This window comes from uncultured Litoreibacter sp. (genome assembly GCF_947501785.1).
Classification (GTDB): domain Bacteria; phylum Pseudomonadota; class Alphaproteobacteria; order Rhodobacterales; family Rhodobacteraceae; genus Litoreibacter.
Genome location: NZ_CANMXB010000001.1, coordinates 1,786,452 through 1,802,186 on the forward strand (window position 1 = coordinate 1,786,452; position 15,735 = coordinate 1,802,186).

The window sequence follows — 15,735 nt, forward strand, 5'->3', positions numbered from 1 at the left end:
ATCAAATTTTCCGCATGAAGTGCAGAAATCGCGAAGCTGCGGTCGCACCGTTAACCTTAACTTGGCGATTGGGGCTCAGGCTGAACAAAGTTGCGGTGACCCCCATGGGGCCCCTCCGCGCAAAATACTGTCACAGCATGAGCCGCCCAAACGCCTCGTGTTTCATCAATGGAGCAGGTCCCACTGGCGCCAAGGCGCCCAAACAAAGGTACAAAAAATGAAACAGCAATTCATCGCACTCTCGCTCGGCTTTGTTGCCGTCCTCGCTGCCTCGCAAATGACTATGGCACAATCCAATAACCGCTGCGCGGAACGTCAGGTCGTTCTTGATCGGCTCAGCGGCAAATTCGGCGAGGCGCGCCAATCCATCGGGATGGCGCCCAACAACACCGTCGTGGAAATGTTTGCATCTGCGGCGTCCGGCACATGGACCATCACCGTTACTCACCCAAACGGCGTGACGTGCATGGTTGCCGCGGGCACCGCGTTCGAGCAGGTTGACGAAGAATTGCCCGCTTCACTTGGTGATCCGGCCTAGGTCAGGCCGTCCAAGATCAGCTTTCCCCCCGCGCCCAGCAGCAGGACATAGGTGATCAAAAAGAAGATGCGCTCCGGCATGGCCCGGTGCGCATAGACCCCAACGGCGCAGCCGACCAGCGCCGGGCCCACCATGATCAGGTCGGCCCTAAACGTCTCCCAGGTGAACACCCCCAGAAAGGCGTAAGGCACGGCTTTTGCCGCGTTGATGAACCAGAAGGCCAGCACGGTCGTGGACTGATAAGTGGTCTTATCCAACCCTTTGCTCAACAGATACATCGCCGATGGCGGCCCTCCGGCGTGGCTGACGAAGCTGGTGAACCCGGTAACCGCTCCGGCAAACAGCCCGGTGCGTTTGGACAGGGGTTTGGGCGACACGTACAACCACCCGCGGCTTCTTGCGACCTGGAAGGCGACGAATAGCACTGAAATGGTGCCGATCAGAACCCGCAGGACATCGGCGTTTGCCACCCGGTAAAGCAACGTTCCCAGCACTATCCCGGGCACCGCCCCGATCATCAGGGCCATGGCGGCGTCACGGTCCCACCGCTTCCAGTAGGGACGCAGCGTTGCCAGGTCCACGACCATCAGCAGCGGGAGCATGATCCCCAAGGCCATGCCAGGCGGGATGACCAGCGCCAGCATTGCCGTGGCCACAAAAGCAGCACCCCCGCCAAAGCCACCCTTGGCAACCCCCGCGATGAAGGCTGCGGGAATAGCCACACTTAGAAAGGTCGCGTCAAACTCCATGACGCGACCATTAGTGCATTACTTGGAATGCGCAACCGGCGTCGGGGTTTCCCTAGCCTTCATCCAGCTGTTTGCCTGCAGCAGGCCCCAAGCCGCCGGGATTGCAGCCAATCCGCCCAACGCATATGCCATCGGCTCGTCCGCAAAGCTTTCAAACATCTGCGTGTAGGCGTGGATGCCCAAAAAGGTCAGCGACGCGTTGAACAGCCCGCGGCGCGTGGTCATGGCCGACCAGGCAATCAGGCCCATCAGCAGCAGCGCCCAAACCACCGAATATACCTCTTCGCTGATGGTGAACGCGGTTTCGCGAAATGCGTCCAGCGCTGCATGGTAGGCTTCGGAATTCTGGTATCCGAAGTCGCGATATTGCGGCCCCCACATGTAGCGGCCCACCTCGTCGCCCCACAAGCTGCCGACCAGAAAGCACAGGTTCATCACGATGAACGCCAGCATGACAGCTATGTTGAGGTGACGCCCCACGCGCGGCTTGATGCGGCTGGCAAGCCATGTGAAGCCGGCAACAAGGCTGCCCATCTGCAAAATGCTGAGCGTGGATTCGTATGAGTAGAAAGCGTAGGACGCGTGCCAATAGGTCGTAGACGTATCAAGCACCTGCGCGAACGGCACGATGGCCAGAGCGCTGACCAACCGAACATCCAGCGCAATCCCAAGGGCAAAGGTCAAACCCGCGGCGTAAAGGTAGAACAGCATTGCACCGACGCCCTCAAACTCAAACCCTATGACACCCCCGAGATGAATGGCCGCCCCCATCAAGGTGATCGCACCGGTCAGGAACCCCAGTCCTTCGGGGACTTTGCGGTACAAGGCGTAGCTGCCGATCATGGCCGCCCCGCCCAATCCAGTCATCGCCCAGGCGGCGATTGCCTCATAGTTGTCGACAAGTTCGAAAGTGGCCCCGCCAAGCAGCATGCCCGCACCGATCAACGCGGCGGCATTGCCAAACATGGAAAAACGGTCCGCCCCGCGCAACAGCAGCATAAGCCCCAAAACAAGCGCTATGCCGCCCGTGACGGCAACGGACAGTGGGTCCGCCAGCCAAAAGATAAATCCTAGGGTGGCCGCCAGGATGCCGCCGGTGAGAAAAAGGTTGATGGCCAGGGTGATCATAGTGTCTCGCGACCGGATCTGAATTTCTTTCACCTGCGAGGGGTTCAAAATTCCATCCGACAAAAGTTGATCGGTATTCGCTAAATAGGCCATCTCACGATTCCTTTTTTGAACGGTGTTCACAAATATCTAGCTGATATTTGAACGCCGTTCAAGAAAAACTTTGAATCATCCTTGTGGTAATTGATGACCCCGTCAAACGATTGTTTTCAATGCAGAAGCGAATGATGCGCGCCGCAGGCGCACCATCACAAATCGCTTTGCTGCAGCGCGGCACCCTTGCGTGGTGCCAACCAAAGCGATACCCCCTCCCCCAACTTCAACCGACTGGAGACCATTGCAAATGGCCAGACCCAAGATTGCCCTCATCGGCGCCGGACAAATCGGCGGCACGCTCGCTCACTTGGCAGCATTGAAAGAACTGGGCGACGTCGTCCTTTTCGACATCGCCGACGGCACGCCTCAAGGTAAGTCGCTCGATATCGCCGAAGCTGGCCCAGCCGGCCCGTTTGACGCCGATATGAAAGGCACCACGGATTACGCCGATATTGCGGGCGCGGATGTGTGCATCGTCACCGCTGGTGTGCCGCGCAAGCCTGGCATGAGCCGCGATGACCTGTTGGGTATCAACCTCAAAGTCATGAAATCCGTGGGGGAAGGCATTCGCGACCACGCGCCAAACGCGTTCGTGATCTGCATCACTAACCCGCTGGACGCCATGGTCTGGGCATTGCGCGAATTCTCCGGCCTGCCGCATAACATGGTTTGCGGCATGGCAGGCGTGCTGGACAGCGCGCGCTTCCGCCACTTCCTGGCGGATGAATTTGACGTGTCCATGAAGGACGTCACAGCTTTCGTTCTGGGCGGCCACGGCGACACAATGGTCCCATTGACCCGCTATTCCACCGTCGCCGGCATACCGCTGCCCGATCTGGTAGAGATGGGCTGGACCACACAAGAGAAGCTGGACGCAATCGTGCAACGCACCCGTGACGGAGGCGCGGAGATCGTAGGCCTTCTGGGCAATGGCTCGGCCTTCTACGCACCTGCTACGTCGGCCATTGAAATGGCCGAGAGCTACCTCAAGGACTTCAAACGCGTGCTGCCATGCGCGGCCTATGTTGACGGCGCATACGGTCTTGATGGCTTCTATGTCGGCGTCCCGACCGTGATCGGCGAAGGCGGTGTCGAACGCGTTGTGGCGATCAACATGAACAAGGAAGAGCAAGCCATGTTCGACAAATCCGTCGACGCGGTCAAAGGCCTGGTCAAAGCCTGCCAAGAGATCGACGGCTCGCTGGCCTGACACTTTCCGATGCGGGCTGCTCAGGCGGCCCGCATCCTCGATACCGCGTTGAGCCAAATGCTCCGCAAATTCCCTTAAAAACCACGGCTTAACCGAACGTCAATGGACGATTCGGTTCGCTTTCAAAATTTGTGATCACACGCACAAATCGCGTGATCACAAATGTCGGATTTTGATAGTCAAAATCAATTATTCCCTTTTCCTGCGGCAAAACGGCATGTCAAATGTTTGTAACAGCCCATCCCAAGGAGAAGAGCTTTGAACATCCACGAGTATCAGGCGAAAGCCTTGTTGCGCAGCTACGGCGCGCCAGTTTCAGACGGTCGCGTCGTCACACGCGCCGAAGACGCGAAAACCGCAGCTGGCGAATTGGATGGGCCGCTTTGGGTCGTAAAAGCCCAAATCCACGCGGGCGGTCGCGGCAAAGGCTCCTTCAAAGAATCCGATGCCGGCGACAAAGGCGGCGTGCGCCTGACCAAGTCGGTCGAAGAAGCCGCTACTGAGGCCAAGAAGATGTTGGGCCGCACCCTGGTCACGCACCAGACCGGCCCGGTCGGCAAGCAGGTTAACCGCATCTACATCGAAGACGGCTCCGGCATCGAGACCGAGCTGTACCTCGCGATCCTGGTGGATCGCCAAACCAGCCGCGTGTCCTTCGTCTGCTCGACCGAGGGCGGCATGGATATCGAAGCCGTCGCCGCTGAAACGCCTGAGAAAATTCTCAGCTTCTCCGTCGACCCGGCCACCGGTTATCAGGCCTATCACGGCCGCCGCATCGCGTTCTCGCTGGGCCTTGAAGGCGCGCAGATCAAGCAATGCGTGGCGCTCATGGGCACGCTCTACAAGCTGTTCCTGGAAAAAGACATGGAGATGCTGGAGATCAACCCGCTGATCGTCACCGATGCGGGCGACCTAAAATGCCTGGACGCCAAGATGGGCTTCGACAGCAACGCGGTCTACCGCCACAACGACATCGCCCAACTGCGCGACGAGACCGAGGAAGACCCCAAGGAGCTCGCCGCCTCCAAATATGACCTCAACTACATCGCGCTGGATGGCGAGATCGGCTGCATGGTCAACGGCGCGGGCCTTGCCATGGCCACGATGGACATCATCAAGCTCTACGGCGCAGAACCTGCCAACTTCCTCGACGTGGGCGGCGGTGCAACCAAGGAAAAGGTGACCGAGGCGTTCAAGATCATCACCTCTGACCCGCAGGTCAAAGGCATTCTGGTCAACATCTTCGGCGGCATCATGCGTTGCGACGTCATCGCCGAAGGGGTGGTCTCAGCGGTGAAAGAAGTGGGCCTGAAAGTGCCACTTGTGGTCCGGCTGGAAGGCACCAACGTGGAAGAGGGCAAAGCCATCATCAACAACTCTGACGTGGATGTGATCGCCGCTGACGACCTGAAAGACGGTGCCGAGAAGATCGTGAAGGCGGTCAAGGGATGAGATCTATCTCCATTATGGTGGTTGCAGGCGCTTTGTGCTTTAGCCACGCCGCACTAGCTCAAAGCAAAGAAATAATTGCACAAGCCCAGTCAGGCTTTTCTAGCTGTTTGAGCAACCTAAATTCGACGAGCAAAGCAACCGCTGCAATTAGGTCAAAAGGCTTCGCACCGGTAGGAACAGCGTCCGGTATCTCCAGTTTTTTGGCGGCTGATAGCAACTCCGTTGTTGCAGTCAGTGTTCAATCAAGCGCGGACCGAATTTGCAGCTTGGTCATAAAAGGGGCGCGATTGAAGACGGTCGAAAAACTCGCTGCAGCCTATGCAAAGCAACTCGGGGCCAGTCCCGCCGAAGTAGGGGACGCAAGAGCGTCTAAGCGATGGTTGGGACAGCAACGCAACGGCAACATCGCGGTCGTCGTCCTGAAAAAGGCATCCGGCGTCAACTTCAAGGCACCTGGTATCACCGTCGTCAGTTGGAAATAGAGCAACCAAATGCTCCGAAGCCCCACATATCGCCCCTGCCCCGCCTGCGCCTCGACGCAGGCCAACCCCATCGTGGACTACTCCCGCGATGAATGGGTGGTGGCGGAATGTGACGGCTGCGCCTTTGTCTACCTGCGTAACCCGCCTTCCTACGAGGCGCTGGAAGAGGACTTCGCATGGGAAAAGACCTATGTGGAGAAGAAGGAGGCGTCCAAAGGCTCCACGTGGTTCTCCCCGTTGGGTCGCAAGATTAAGTCCGCAATCAAGATGCAGGGGCGGGACCGGAACGCGAAGTATATCGATTGGTTCCAAGGCGGCGCGGTCATCGATGTGGGCTGCGGCTGGGGCAATCGCATCCCCGAGCCGCTGACGCCCTACGGGATCGAGCTGTCCAACATGATGCATGAAACGGCGGACGCGCATATGAAGGCGCGCGGCGGCTATTGCATCCACGGCCCCGGGGCCGATGCCATTTGGGACTTTCCCGAGGGCGCATTCGACGGCGTCATCATGAATTCCTACCTTGAGCATGAGACCGAGGTCATGAAGGTGCTCAACGGTGCCGCGCGGGCGCTGAAAGCCACGGGCGCCCTGTTTGTGCGGGTGCCGAATTTCGCTTCCCTCAACCGCAGGGTGATCGGCAAGACATGGTGTGGCTTCCGCTACCCCGACCACGTCAACTATTTCACGCCAGACAGCCTGCGCAAGGTTGCGGCACAAGCCGGGTTCACCGTGCAGATCACCAACGCGCTGACGCTGCCCATTGACGACAACATCAACGCGCTGTTGCGGAGGGCCGCATGAAACGCATTGCCCTGTTGCTCGCCCTTGCCGCGCCGGTCCCCGCCTTTGGTCAGGACCTGTCCAATTCGACCAGCCTTCTGACGCATTTCGCCACCCGGTGCGCCCAGATTGCCGCCGACCCGACAAAGGCGGTGTCCGGCATCGCCGGAGCCTCCGCCCGGATCGCCGCGGATCGCAGCCTGATCACCCATCGCGAACCCGCGGGGGAGACCGGCCAAATCAACTACACGCAGACCACCTTTGCCGATGGCAAAAGCTCCGACTGCGCGCTCACGCTGACTGGATTTACGCCCGGCCAATACGACGACCTGGGCAAGTTGATCGCTGAAAACGGCGCAGCGCTTTTTGGAACCGAGGTCATCGTGTCGGGCAATTATGCGGCCGGCGACGCGGTTCAGATGATCGCCACGCCTGGCTACCCACCTGCAGCTGCGCTGACCCAAGTCCAAACCCGCGATGCGCTGGAAATGGTGCTGTCGTTGAATAGCGCGGTCGCAACCGCCGCTCCGGAACCGGAACCGGCGCCTGCGCCGGATCAAAACGCGGCCCTCGTCCCGCAAACACTCGACGTCACACCTGCCCCCGGCATTGCGCCCGAGCCCCCGGCGCTACAACTCGCCCCGCCAACATCCGAGCAGCAGGCCAAGATGGACGCTATTGAACTCGGGCTTTCGGCCTGTCTGATCGTGGCCGACATCCCCACGGCGCTTGCGCCTTCCTTGCAAGAGGTCGGCTTCGCCTTTGACCGGATGGGCCGTGGCGGCCAGATTTTGCTGACCAGTGAAGGCGTCACCGCCCGCCTGTCGCCTGATCCGCAGGACGGCTTTTGTACATTGATTTCAGAAAACCTGCCGCTGGCCTACGGGCGGCAGGCCGGCGAAGCCGTTGCCCAAACCCTGGCAGAAGGCACCGCCTCCGACACAAGCATCGACAACTGCGACGCCGTTTCCATGACCGGCCCGGCTGCGGCCGTAACAATGATTTACCTCAACCCCGGATATCAGACCGCGTGCGACGCCTCCAAGGGCACCGCGATCTCCCTCGTACTGCAATAAGGAACCAAAATGGCCATTCTCATCGACGAAACCACCAAAGTCATCTGTCAGGGCTTCACCGGCTCCCAAGGCACGTTCCACTCCGAGCAGGCGATTGCGTATGGCACCCAGATGGTTGGCGGCGTGACGCCGGGCAAAGGTGGCCAAACGCACCTGGACCTACCCGTTTTCAACTCCTGCCACGAGGCGGTCGAGACAACCGGCGCAAACGCCTCGGTGATCTACGTGCCGCCCCCCTTCGCGGCGGATTCGATCCTCGAAGCGCTCGACGCGGAAATCCCGTTCATCTGCTGCATCACCGAAGGCATCCCTGTGCTCGACATGATGCGGGTCAAACGCGCGCTGGAAGGCTCGTCTTCCATGCTGGTCGGCCCCAACTGCCCGGGCGTGATCACACCCGATGCCTGCAAAATCGGCATCATGCCGGGCCACATTCACAAACGTGGGAGCGTGGGTGTCGTGTCGCGCTCCGGCACCCTAACCTATGAAGCTGTGAAACAGACAACAGATAGCGGGCTGGGCCAATCCACGGCCGTGGGCATCGGCGGAGACCCCATCAAGGGCACCGAACATATCGACGTGTTGGAAATGTTCCTGGCTGATGACGAGACCCAATCCATCATCATGATCGGCGAGATCGGCGGCAGCGCCGAGGAAGAAGCCGCGCAGTTCTTGGCTGACGAGAAGAAGAAAGGCCGCTGGAAACCGGTTGCCGGGTTCATCGCAGGCCGCACCGCCCCTCCCGGTCGCCGCATGGGTCACGCGGGCGCAATTGTCGCCGGCGGCAAAGGCGGCGCAGAAGACAAGATCGAAGCCATGCGCTCCGCCGGCATCGTGGTGGCAGAAAGCCCCGCGGGCTTGGGCGAGGCGGTGTTGGAGGCGATTGGCTAACATGCCGTCCCTCGGTCATATGGCGCTCACGGGCTTGCCTCTTATTCGCGGGGCCGCAGTCATGGCGATTGCCCTTCTTGCGCTGTTGCCGCTGCACGCGAAAGCTGCCGACCTACAAGATGTGATCGCCACCTGCACGGAAGGAAGTGCGGGCTTCAACGCCCGCGTTGCCGGGTTAGAGGCACTGGGCTTCAAGCGCATCAGAAGCGAAGGCAAGCTCTGGGTGCAAGGCCAGGTCACCCATATCGCAATGGCAGAGCTGGAATATGGCACGCAGGACGACCCCGCCGATCTGCGCGGGACCTATGACAGCTTTTGGGCCTTGGCCAGCAAGGGCGAGTTGTTCCGCGATGACATCAAAAGCCAGCAATTCATCGACGCATCCGGCAACATAGAGCTGGCCTTCAGCCGCGTAGACGGGGATTGGGCTTGCTCGATTGCCTATGGCATCGGCGCGACAGACCTGCCGATCACCCTGCGCACAAAGAAGCAATGGAAATCCAACGCAGGCACCTACACCGAATACCGTATCAATCGCGGGCGCTTCGCGTCCGGCTCCACAATCTCCCCAGTCTGGGATCGCTGGATAAAAGGCAAGCGGCTGGTGGCGGCTTTCCTGACAGTGAGCGAAGAGCCATGACTTCCAACTTATCTTGTCCACTGACATCTGCGACCGGACGCACCAACCATACCCGCTCCAACCCAAATGAGGTCCCCCAATGACCGACCACCCAGCCAACGACCAGTTCCATGCCTCCTCCTTCATGCAGGGGCACAATGCGGAATATCTTGAACAGCTTTATGCCCGCTACGCCAACGATCCCAACGCGGTCGACGAGGGATGGCGCGCGTTCTTCAAGGACCTTGGCGACACGGAATTGGCGCAGGCGGAAGCCGCTGGGCCATCATGGGCCCGCGCCGATTGGCCGCCACAGCCCGCCGACGACCTGACTGCAGCACTTGACGGACAATGGCCCGCCGATGCGCCCGCCAAGGAAACCAAGGCCATCGGTCAAAAGATTGCGGCCAAAGCTTCCGAGATGAAGGTTGAGGTGTCGGAAGAACAAATCCGCCACGCGGTGCTGGACAGCATTCGCGCGATCATGATCATTCGCGCCTACCGGATCCGGGGTCATCTGGCGGCTGATCTCGACCCGCTCGATATGCGCGAGCATTCCAAACACCCGGAACTCGACCCGGCAAGCTACGGCTTCACCGAGGCCGACATGGACCGGCCCATCTTTATCGACAATGTGCTGGGGCTGGAAACCGCGTCGATGCGCGAAATCGTGGCCATCGTGAAGCGTACTTATTGTGGCACTTTCGCGCTGCAATACATGCACATCTCCGACCCCGAAGAAGCAGGCTGGCTGAAAGAGCGCATCGAAGGCTACGACAAGGAAATCACCTTCACCAAGGAGGGCCGCAAGGCGATCCTCAACAAACTGGTGGAAGCCGAGGGGTTCGAGAAATTCCTGCATGTCAAATACATGGGCACCAAGCGCTTCGGTCTGGACGGCGGTGAAAGCCTGATCCCCGCGATGGAGCAGATCATCAAACGCGGCGGCCAGCTGGGGGTCAAAGACATCATTATCGGGATGCCCCACCGGGGCCGCCTGTCGGTCTTGGCCAACGTGATGCAGAAGCCCTACAAAGCGATCTTCAACGAGTTTCAGGGCGGCAGCTTCAAGCCCGAAGACGTAGACGGCTCTGGCGATGTGAAATACCATCTCGGCGCGTCCTCCGACCGCGAATTTGACGGCAACGAGGTCCACCTGTCGCTGACCGCCAACCCGTCCCACCTTGAGGCGGTGAACCCGGTGGTGCTGGGCAAGGCCCGCGCCAAGCAGGACCAGAACAAGGATGACGCGCGCACTTCGGTGATGCCTATCCTGCTGCACGGCGACGCGGCCTTCGCGGGCCAAGGCGTGGTGGCCGAGGGCTTCGGCCTGTCCGGCCTAAAGGGCCATAAGACCGGCGGCACCATGCATATCGTGGTAAACAACCAGATCGGCTTTACCACCGCGCCGCACTTTAGCCGCTCCTCCCCCTACCCCACGGACATTGCGCTGATGGTGGAGGCGCCGATTTTCCACGTGAACGGCGACGACCCCGAAGCCGTGGTTCACGCCGCCAAAGTGGCCACCGAATTCCGTCAGAAATTCCGCAAGGACGTGGTGCTCGACATCATCTGCTACCGCCGCTTTGGCCATAACGAGGGCGACGAGCCCATGTTCACCAACCCGGTGATGTACAAAAAGATCAAGAAGCAGAAGACCACGCTGACCCTCTATACCGAACGCCTGATCAAGGACGGTCTGCTGCCCGAGGGCGAGATCGAGGACATGAAAGAAGCGTTTCAATCCTATCTCAGCGACGAGTTCGAGGCGGGCAAGGACTACAAGCCCAACAAGGCCGACTGGCTGGACGGCAAATGGTCCCATCTCGACAAGCGCGAGAAGGGAAAATACCAGCGCGGAAAAACCGCTATTTCTGCTGAAACAATGATGGATGTCGGCAAGGGCCTGACCGAGGCCCCCGACGGCTTCCCGATGCACAAAACGGTCGGCAGGCTTTTGGACGCCAAGGCCAAAATGTTCGAAACCGGCGAGGGCTTCGACTGGGCCACCGGCGAGGCATTGGCCTTCGGCTCGCTGCTGACAGAAGGCTACCCCGTGCGCCTTGCAGGCCAGGACTCCACACGCGGCACATTCTCCCAACGCCATTCCGGGCTGGTGAACCAGGAAACCGAGGAACGCTATTACCCGCTCAACAACATCCGCGAGGGGCAGGCCCAATACGAGGTCATTGACTCGATGCTGTCGGAATACGCGGTGCTGGGCTTTGAATACGGCTACTCGCTGGCCGAGCCCAACGCATTGGTCCTGTGGGAAGCCCAATTTGGCGACTTCGCCAACGGCGCGCAGATCATGTTCGACCAGTTCATCTCCTCAGGTGAATCTAAATGGTTGCGCATGTCCGGCCTCGTGATGCTCTTGCCCCACGGGTTTGAGGGGCAAGGCCCCGAACACTCCTCCGCGCGGTTGGAACGGTTCCTGCAAATGTGTGGCGGCGACAATTGGATCATCGCCAACTGCACCACGCCCGCCAATTACTTCCACATCCTGCGCCGTCAGATCCACCGCGACTACCGCAAGCCGCTGGTGATGATGACGCCGAAATCCTTGCTGCGCCACAAGCTGGCCGTGTCCAAGGCGGAGGAGTTCCAAACCGGCAGCTCTTTCCACCGGATCATGTGGGACGACGCCCAGCACGGAAATTCGGACACAAAGCTGGTGACCGATGACAAGATCAAGCGGGTGGTGATGTGTTCGGGCAAGGTCTACTACGACCTGCTGGAGGAACGCGACGCGCGCGGCATCGATGACATCTACCTGATGCGTTACGAGCAATTCTACCCCTTCCCCGCCCAATCCGCCGTGAAGGAGCTGGAACGCTTCGCCAATGCCGAAATGGTCTGGTGCCAGGAAGAGCCCAAAAACCAGGGCGCTTGGACGTTCATGGAGCCCAATATCGAATGGGTGCTCAGCCGTATCGGTGCGAAACACACACGGCCAACCTATGTGGGCCGCGCGGCCTCCGCCTCCCCCGCGACGGGGCTGGCCAGCAAACACAAAGCAGAACAAGCGGCGCTCGTGGATGATGCGCTCACACTGGAAGGGAAATAATCCATGACCGAAATTCGTGTCCCAACACTGGGTGAGTCAGTCACCGAGGCCACCGTCGCCACATGGTTCAAAAAGCCCGGCGACGCTGTGGCCGTGGATGAAATGCTCTGCGAGCTGGAAACCGACAAGGTGACCGTCGAAGTGCCGTCCCCTATCGCCGGAACGCTCAGCGAAATCGTGGCCGAGGAAGGCGCGACCGTCGGTGTTGATGCACTTCTGGCCCAAGTCAGCGAAGGCGATGCGGCCCCGGCACCAAAGGCCGAGAAACCCGCCGCGAAAGCGGAGGCCGCCCCCGCTGCTGCCGTGTCAGAAACCACGCCAGAAGCGACACCGGTGTCAGGCGAAACCGTCGACATCATGGTCCCCACCTTGGGCGAAAGCGTCACTGAGGCCACCGTGTCCACCTGGTTCAAAAAGCCCGGCGAAAACGTGCAGGCCGATGAAATGCTCTGCGAGTTAGAGACCGACAAGGTGTCTGTCGAGGTGCCCGCCCCCGCGTCGGGTGTGCTGCAAGAGGTGCTGGCTGGCGAAGGCGACACGGTCGAGGCAGGCGGCAAGCTTGCCACCATGACATCCGGCGGCGGCGCGGCTGCGCCCGCACCTGCAGAGGCTGCATCAGCTCCTGCGCCTGTCGCATCGGGCAAGGACATTGAAAACGCGCCATCCGCCAACAAGCTGATGGCCGAAAACAACCTGTCAGCCGATCAGGTCACCGGCACCGGCAAGGATGGCCGCATCATGAAGGAAGATGTGCAAAAGGCCGTGGCAGCAGGCGTGGCCCCGCCGTCTACGACGAGCGTTCCCGCCCCCGCTGCCCAAACACCTCGGGCCCCGGTTGCCGCAGATGACGCCTCCCGCGAGGAACGCGTGAAAATGACCCGCCTGCGCCAGACCATCGCGCGCCGCCTGAAAGACAGCCAGAACACCGCCGCCATGCTGACCACCTACAATGAGGTCGACATGGGCGCGGTCATGGACCTGCGCAGCGAATACAAGGACCTGTTCCTCAAGAAGCATGGTGTGAAGCTGGGCTTCATGTCCTTCTTCACCAAGGCCTGCGTGCATGCGTTGAAAGAGGTCCCCGAGGTCAATGCAGAGATCGACGGCACCGACGTGGTCTACAAAAACTACGTCCATATGGGCATCGCCGCTGGTACGCCCACAGGCCTTGTGGTCCCCGTGATCCGCGACGCAGACGCCATGTCCTTCGCCGATATCGAGAAGGCGATTGCCGAGAAGGGCGCCAAGGCCCGCGACGGCAAGCTGTCCATGGCCGAGATGCAGGGCGGCAGCTTCACCATCTCCAACGGCGGCGTCTACGGCTCGCTGATGTCGTCGCCCATCCTGAACCCGCCGCAGTCGGGCATTTTGGGTATGCACAAAATTCAGGACCGCCCGATGGCCGTGGGCGGCGAGGTCGTCATCCGCCCGATGATGTATCTGGCCCTCAGCTACGACCACCGCATCGTCGACGGCAAAGGTGCCGTGACCTTCCTGGTGCGTGTGAAAGAGGCGCTGGAGGATCCACGCAGGTTGTTGATGGATCTCTAGGCATGCGAAAGGTCGCAATAATCAAACCACTGGCTGCCGAGTATGGCGGTCCAGAGGTGGCGCACCTCTTCGAAACGCTTGATCTTGGTTGGGGCTGTTTTTCCTATGGAAGGCCAGTCCCTACTTTCAAGAAAGCACACTATGTTTCACCAAGCGAAGGGTGGTCGCATGACCATTGCGAATTTTGCTGGGCCAACTTCTTCGAAGCCGATGACGAAGGCAAAGGGACCCTGGGGTGGATCATAGACGATCCTGGAAGCGATTACCCGATGAAGTTGGAAAGTGACGATCCGCAGAATACCAAAACGACATCTTCACCTTGGAATATCCGCAATTGGGCTTGCTTGAATTGCAAAGCGACGATCTCGAAATGGCAAGCAGGAGAGCTCAAAATCGAAGTTGACGGCTTCAAAGAAATTCCAGGCCGAGAAGACCCTTTCACTGATCTAAAGTAGGATGAATGGTGCCGCGCAACGGCCAGCGGTTCACCCCCCCACAAAGGACACCCAACCCAAAATGGCCATCCCCAACCGCACCTCCATCACCTGCCCCGCCTGCGGTGCTCATGAAGATGTGGTGATTGCGGACACCTCGGTCGGGCCACAGGGAAGAACCAGCGACACGTCGTCCTACATGATGTTCAACAGCCCGCGCTGGACCCAGACCCGCCGCGCCGGGGAAACCTATCTCAGCTGCGTCACCTGTGGGCAGAAGGATATCGCAACCTTGACTAAACTCGCGGCGCAGAACTGATGGCCTATCTCAGCCCACCGATAACTTGCACCTGCCCAACCTGCGGCTTCAAGGGCCGTTTCGTGGTTGTCACCGGCGTCGGCCCGCAGTCGCGCAAGGGCGACATCCCCTACAAATCCTACAAATCCCCCGGCCCTTTCACCGAACATCTCGACGCGCAGGGCAAGAAAACCGGGTCGCTTCTGTGTCCCAATGACGGTACCCCCGTCTGGACCAACCAGCGCGCCGCAACCGCCTTCGGGCCGATCACGCGCGACGAGCATCAGCGCGATATGCGTCGCAGGACCCCAACCGCGCTGGGTGGTCCCAAAAACCCGTTCGGGGTCAAAGCAATAGGGCCGATGCAGCCAACATGGCTGAAACGCAAAAGCCGCAAACCAAAGCGCAGCTCATGAGCGAGAAGCGCACCAAACTGTCCAACTGGGTCTACCGCCTGATCCTCGGGCTCCTCATCATCGGAGCTTATCGCTACGGCCGGGAAATGATGTCGCAATTCGGGGACAGCAACCAAGGCCTGACGGGCGGCACCTATTGGTCGGTGACGCTGTCGCTGTTAAGCGGCGCGATCAGCCTCGGTGTAGCCGCTTTGGCCATGGCGCTGCGGTCAGGGGCGGTGGTTTGGCTCCTGGGATTGCAATTGGTATTGATGGTCAGCACTGTCCTGCCCGCCATGCTGGGCGCGGGGTCAGCCGGACTGCTCATCGGTGTAGCTCTGCTCCTTGTGGTCGTCGTCGGGCTAGCAGCGGCAATCTTTATCTACCTCATCCGCCGCGGGGAGATACGCCGCCCATGAAGCGCTTGCTCAAATTTGGAGCGGTTATTCTCGCCTTGGGCATCGGCACCGTCGGCTACGCGCAAATCATGCTCAGGGTCGGCTCCGGCACCCCGCCCGATATGGCCCCTGCGGACCAACAGGCGGACGCGATCTTCGTGGACAAAAGCGACCGACGTCTGACGCTGCTGCGAAACGGCGAAACCATCCGCACCTACCAAATCTCCATGGGCGCGAGCCCTGAGGGCCACAAAACCCAGGAGGGCGACGAGCGCACTCCCACCGGCGCGTATGAAATCGACTGGCGCAACGGCAATTCCATCGCGCATCTGTCGCTGCACATCTCCTACCCCAACGCCGAAGACACAGCCCAAGCGCAGGCCCGCGGCGTGTCGCCCGGCGGCAATATCATGATCCACGGCATTTTGAACGGCTGGGGCTTCCTTGGCCCCTTACAGGGCTACTGGGATTGGACCAACGGCTGCATCGCGGTCACCAATGCCGAGATGCGCGAAATCTGGTCGCTGGTACCCGACGGCACCACGATCACCATCGAGGAATAGCC

17 protein-coding genes are annotated in these 15,735 nt (G+C 60.1%); 15 read left to right on the plus strand and 2 right to left on the minus strand.

The genetic code is table 11. The features are described from left to right. Window positions 1–217 precede the first annotated feature (217 nt). A complete protein-coding gene (locus Q0899_RS08930; RefSeq protein ID WP_298296173.1) occupies window positions 218–538 on the plus strand; it encodes a hypothetical protein in 321 nt (106 codons plus the stop codon). On the opposite strand, the gene Q0899_RS08935 is transcribed toward Q0899_RS08930, so the two are convergent. Then, window positions 535–1,287 (minus strand): sulfite exporter TauE/SafE family protein, encoded by a 753-nt coding sequence (locus tag Q0899_RS08935; protein ID WP_299192288.1) that lies wholly within the window; start codon window positions 1,285–1,287, stop codon window positions 535–537. The two genes, Q0899_RS08930 and Q0899_RS08935, sit on opposite strands and share 4 nt — an antisense overlap. 18 nt (window positions 1,288–1,305) lie before the next feature. Next, on the minus strand, window positions 1,306–2,508 hold the full coding sequence (locus Q0899_RS08940) for a hypothetical protein (RefSeq protein ID WP_298296168.1): 1,203 nt from the start codon (window positions 2,506–2,508) through the stop codon (window positions 1,306–1,308). A gap of 250 nt (window positions 2,509–2,758) precedes the next feature. Between Q0899_RS08940 and mdh the strand changes: the two genes are divergently transcribed. From mdh to Q0899_RS09010, 14 genes are all read left to right on the plus strand, one after another. Then, entirely contained in the window at window positions 2,759–3,721 is a 963-nt protein-coding gene (gene mdh, locus Q0899_RS08945) for a malate dehydrogenase (protein ID WP_298355869.1), read from the plus strand. Window positions 3,722–3,979: 258 nt separating this feature from the next. Next, on the plus strand, window positions 3,980–5,173 hold the full coding sequence (gene sucC, locus Q0899_RS08950) for an ADP-forming succinate--CoA ligase subunit beta (protein WP_298296164.1): 1,194 nt from the start codon (window positions 3,980–3,982) through the stop codon (window positions 5,171–5,173). Continuing rightward, window positions 5,170–5,655: a hypothetical protein gene (locus Q0899_RS08955; RefSeq protein WP_298355866.1), complete on the plus strand. Its 486-nt coding sequence runs from the start codon at window positions 5,170–5,172 to the stop codon at window positions 5,653–5,655. The genes sucC and Q0899_RS08955 overlap by 4 nt, the downstream gene beginning before the upstream one ends. Before the next feature lie 9 nt (window positions 5,656–5,664). Beyond that, window positions 5,665–6,459: a class I SAM-dependent methyltransferase gene (locus Q0899_RS08960; RefSeq protein ID WP_299192291.1), complete on the plus strand. Its 795-nt coding sequence runs from the start codon at window positions 5,665–5,667 to the stop codon at window positions 6,457–6,459. Beyond that, window positions 6,456–7,514, plus strand: a complete 1,059-nt coding sequence (locus Q0899_RS08965; RefSeq protein ID WP_299192293.1) for a hypothetical protein — start codon at window positions 6,456–6,458, stop codon at window positions 7,512–7,514. Before Q0899_RS08960 ends, Q0899_RS08965 begins: the two co-directional genes overlap by 4 nt. Window positions 7,515–7,523: 9 nt before the next feature. Beyond that, complete coding sequence (gene sucD, locus Q0899_RS08970; protein ID WP_298296156.1) at window positions 7,524–8,405, plus strand: succinate--CoA ligase subunit alpha; 882 nt, start codon at window positions 7,524–7,526, stop codon at window positions 8,403–8,405. Between the two features lies 1 nt (window position 8,406). After that, window positions 8,407–9,045 carry a hypothetical protein gene (locus tag Q0899_RS08975; RefSeq protein ID WP_299192296.1) on the plus strand — a complete coding sequence of 213 codons (639 nt, stop codon included), beginning with the start codon at window positions 8,407–8,409 and terminating at the stop codon, window positions 9,043–9,045. 79 nt (window positions 9,046–9,124) lie between these two features. Continuing rightward, window positions 9,125–12,094, plus strand: coding sequence for a 2-oxoglutarate dehydrogenase E1 component (locus Q0899_RS08980; RefSeq protein WP_299192298.1), 2,970 nt, complete (start codon window positions 9,125–9,127; stop codon window positions 12,092–12,094). A gap of 3 nt (window positions 12,095–12,097) precedes the next feature. Next, window positions 12,098–13,645: a 2-oxoglutarate dehydrogenase complex dihydrolipoyllysine-residue succinyltransferase gene (odhB, locus tag Q0899_RS08985; protein ID WP_299192300.1), complete on the plus strand. Its 1,548-nt coding sequence runs from the start codon at window positions 12,098–12,100 to the stop codon at window positions 13,643–13,645. Between the two features lie 2 nt (window positions 13,646–13,647). Continuing rightward, entirely contained in the window at window positions 13,648–14,100 is a 453-nt protein-coding gene (locus tag Q0899_RS08990) for a hypothetical protein (protein ID WP_299192302.1), read from the plus strand. A 61-nt stretch (window positions 14,101–14,161) separates the two neighbouring features. After that, complete coding sequence (locus Q0899_RS08995) at window positions 14,162–14,398, plus strand: hypothetical protein (protein WP_298296147.1); 237 nt, start codon at window positions 14,162–14,164, stop codon at window positions 14,396–14,398. Then, entirely contained in the window at window positions 14,398–14,793 is a 396-nt protein-coding gene (locus Q0899_RS09000; protein WP_299192304.1) for a hypothetical protein, read from the plus strand. Before Q0899_RS08995 ends, Q0899_RS09000 begins: the two co-directional genes overlap by 1 nt. After that, window positions 14,790–15,191, plus strand: a complete 402-nt coding sequence (locus tag Q0899_RS09005) for a hypothetical protein (protein ID WP_299192306.1) — start codon at window positions 14,790–14,792, stop codon at window positions 15,189–15,191. The genes Q0899_RS09000 and Q0899_RS09005 overlap by 4 nt, the downstream gene beginning before the upstream one ends. Then, window positions 15,188–15,733, plus strand: coding sequence for a L,D-transpeptidase family protein (locus Q0899_RS09010; protein WP_299192308.1), 546 nt, complete (start codon window positions 15,188–15,190; stop codon window positions 15,731–15,733). Before Q0899_RS09005 ends, Q0899_RS09010 begins: the two co-directional genes overlap by 4 nt. Window positions 15,734–15,735: the final 2 nt, after the last annotated feature.

Coding starts and splice junctions, on each gene's coding strand:
- Q0899_RS08935 (WP_299192288.1), bottom strand. CDS start 1,287: ATGGAGTTTGACGCGACCTTTCTAAGTGTGGCTATTCCCGCAGCCTTC.
- Q0899_RS08975 (WP_299192296.1), top strand. CDS start 8,407: ATGCCGTCCCTCGGTCATATGGCGCTCACGGGCTTGCCTCTTATTCGC.
- Q0899_RS08980 (WP_299192298.1), top strand. CDS start 9,125: ATGACCGACCACCCAGCCAACGACCAGTTCCATGCCTCCTCCTTCATG.
- Q0899_RS09005 (WP_299192306.1), top strand. CDS start 14,790: ATGAGCGAGAAGCGCACCAAACTGTCCAACTGGGTCTACCGCCTGATC.
- Q0899_RS08965 (WP_299192293.1), top strand. CDS start 6,456: ATGAAACGCATTGCCCTGTTGCTCGCCCTTGCCGCGCCGGTCCCCGCC.
- Q0899_RS08955 (WP_298355866.1), top strand. CDS start 5,170: ATGAGATCTATCTCCATTATGGTGGTTGCAGGCGCTTTGTGCTTTAGC.
- Q0899_RS08995 (WP_298296147.1), top strand. CDS start 14,162: ATGGCCATCCCCAACCGCACCTCCATCACCTGCCCCGCCTGCGGTGCT.
- Q0899_RS08930 (WP_298296173.1), top strand. CDS start 218: ATGAAACAGCAATTCATCGCACTCTCGCTCGGCTTTGTTGCCGTCCTC.
- odhB (WP_299192300.1), top strand. CDS start 12,098: ATGACCGAAATTCGTGTCCCAACACTGGGTGAGTCAGTCACCGAGGCC.
- Q0899_RS08960 (WP_299192291.1), top strand. CDS start 5,665: ATGCTCCGAAGCCCCACATATCGCCCCTGCCCCGCCTGCGCCTCGACG.
- Q0899_RS08940 (WP_298296168.1), bottom strand. CDS start 2,508: ATGGCCTATTTAGCGAATACCGATCAACTTTTGTCGGATGGAATTTTG.
- mdh (WP_298355869.1), top strand. CDS start 2,759: ATGGCCAGACCCAAGATTGCCCTCATCGGCGCCGGACAAATCGGCGGC.
- Q0899_RS09000 (WP_299192304.1), top strand. CDS start 14,398: ATGGCCTATCTCAGCCCACCGATAACTTGCACCTGCCCAACCTGCGGC.
- Q0899_RS08990 (WP_299192302.1), top strand. CDS start 13,648: ATGCGAAAGGTCGCAATAATCAAACCACTGGCTGCCGAGTATGGCGGT.
- Q0899_RS09010 (WP_299192308.1), top strand. CDS start 15,188: ATGAAGCGCTTGCTCAAATTTGGAGCGGTTATTCTCGCCTTGGGCATC.
- sucD (WP_298296156.1), top strand. CDS start 7,524: ATGGCCATTCTCATCGACGAAACCACCAAAGTCATCTGTCAGGGCTTC.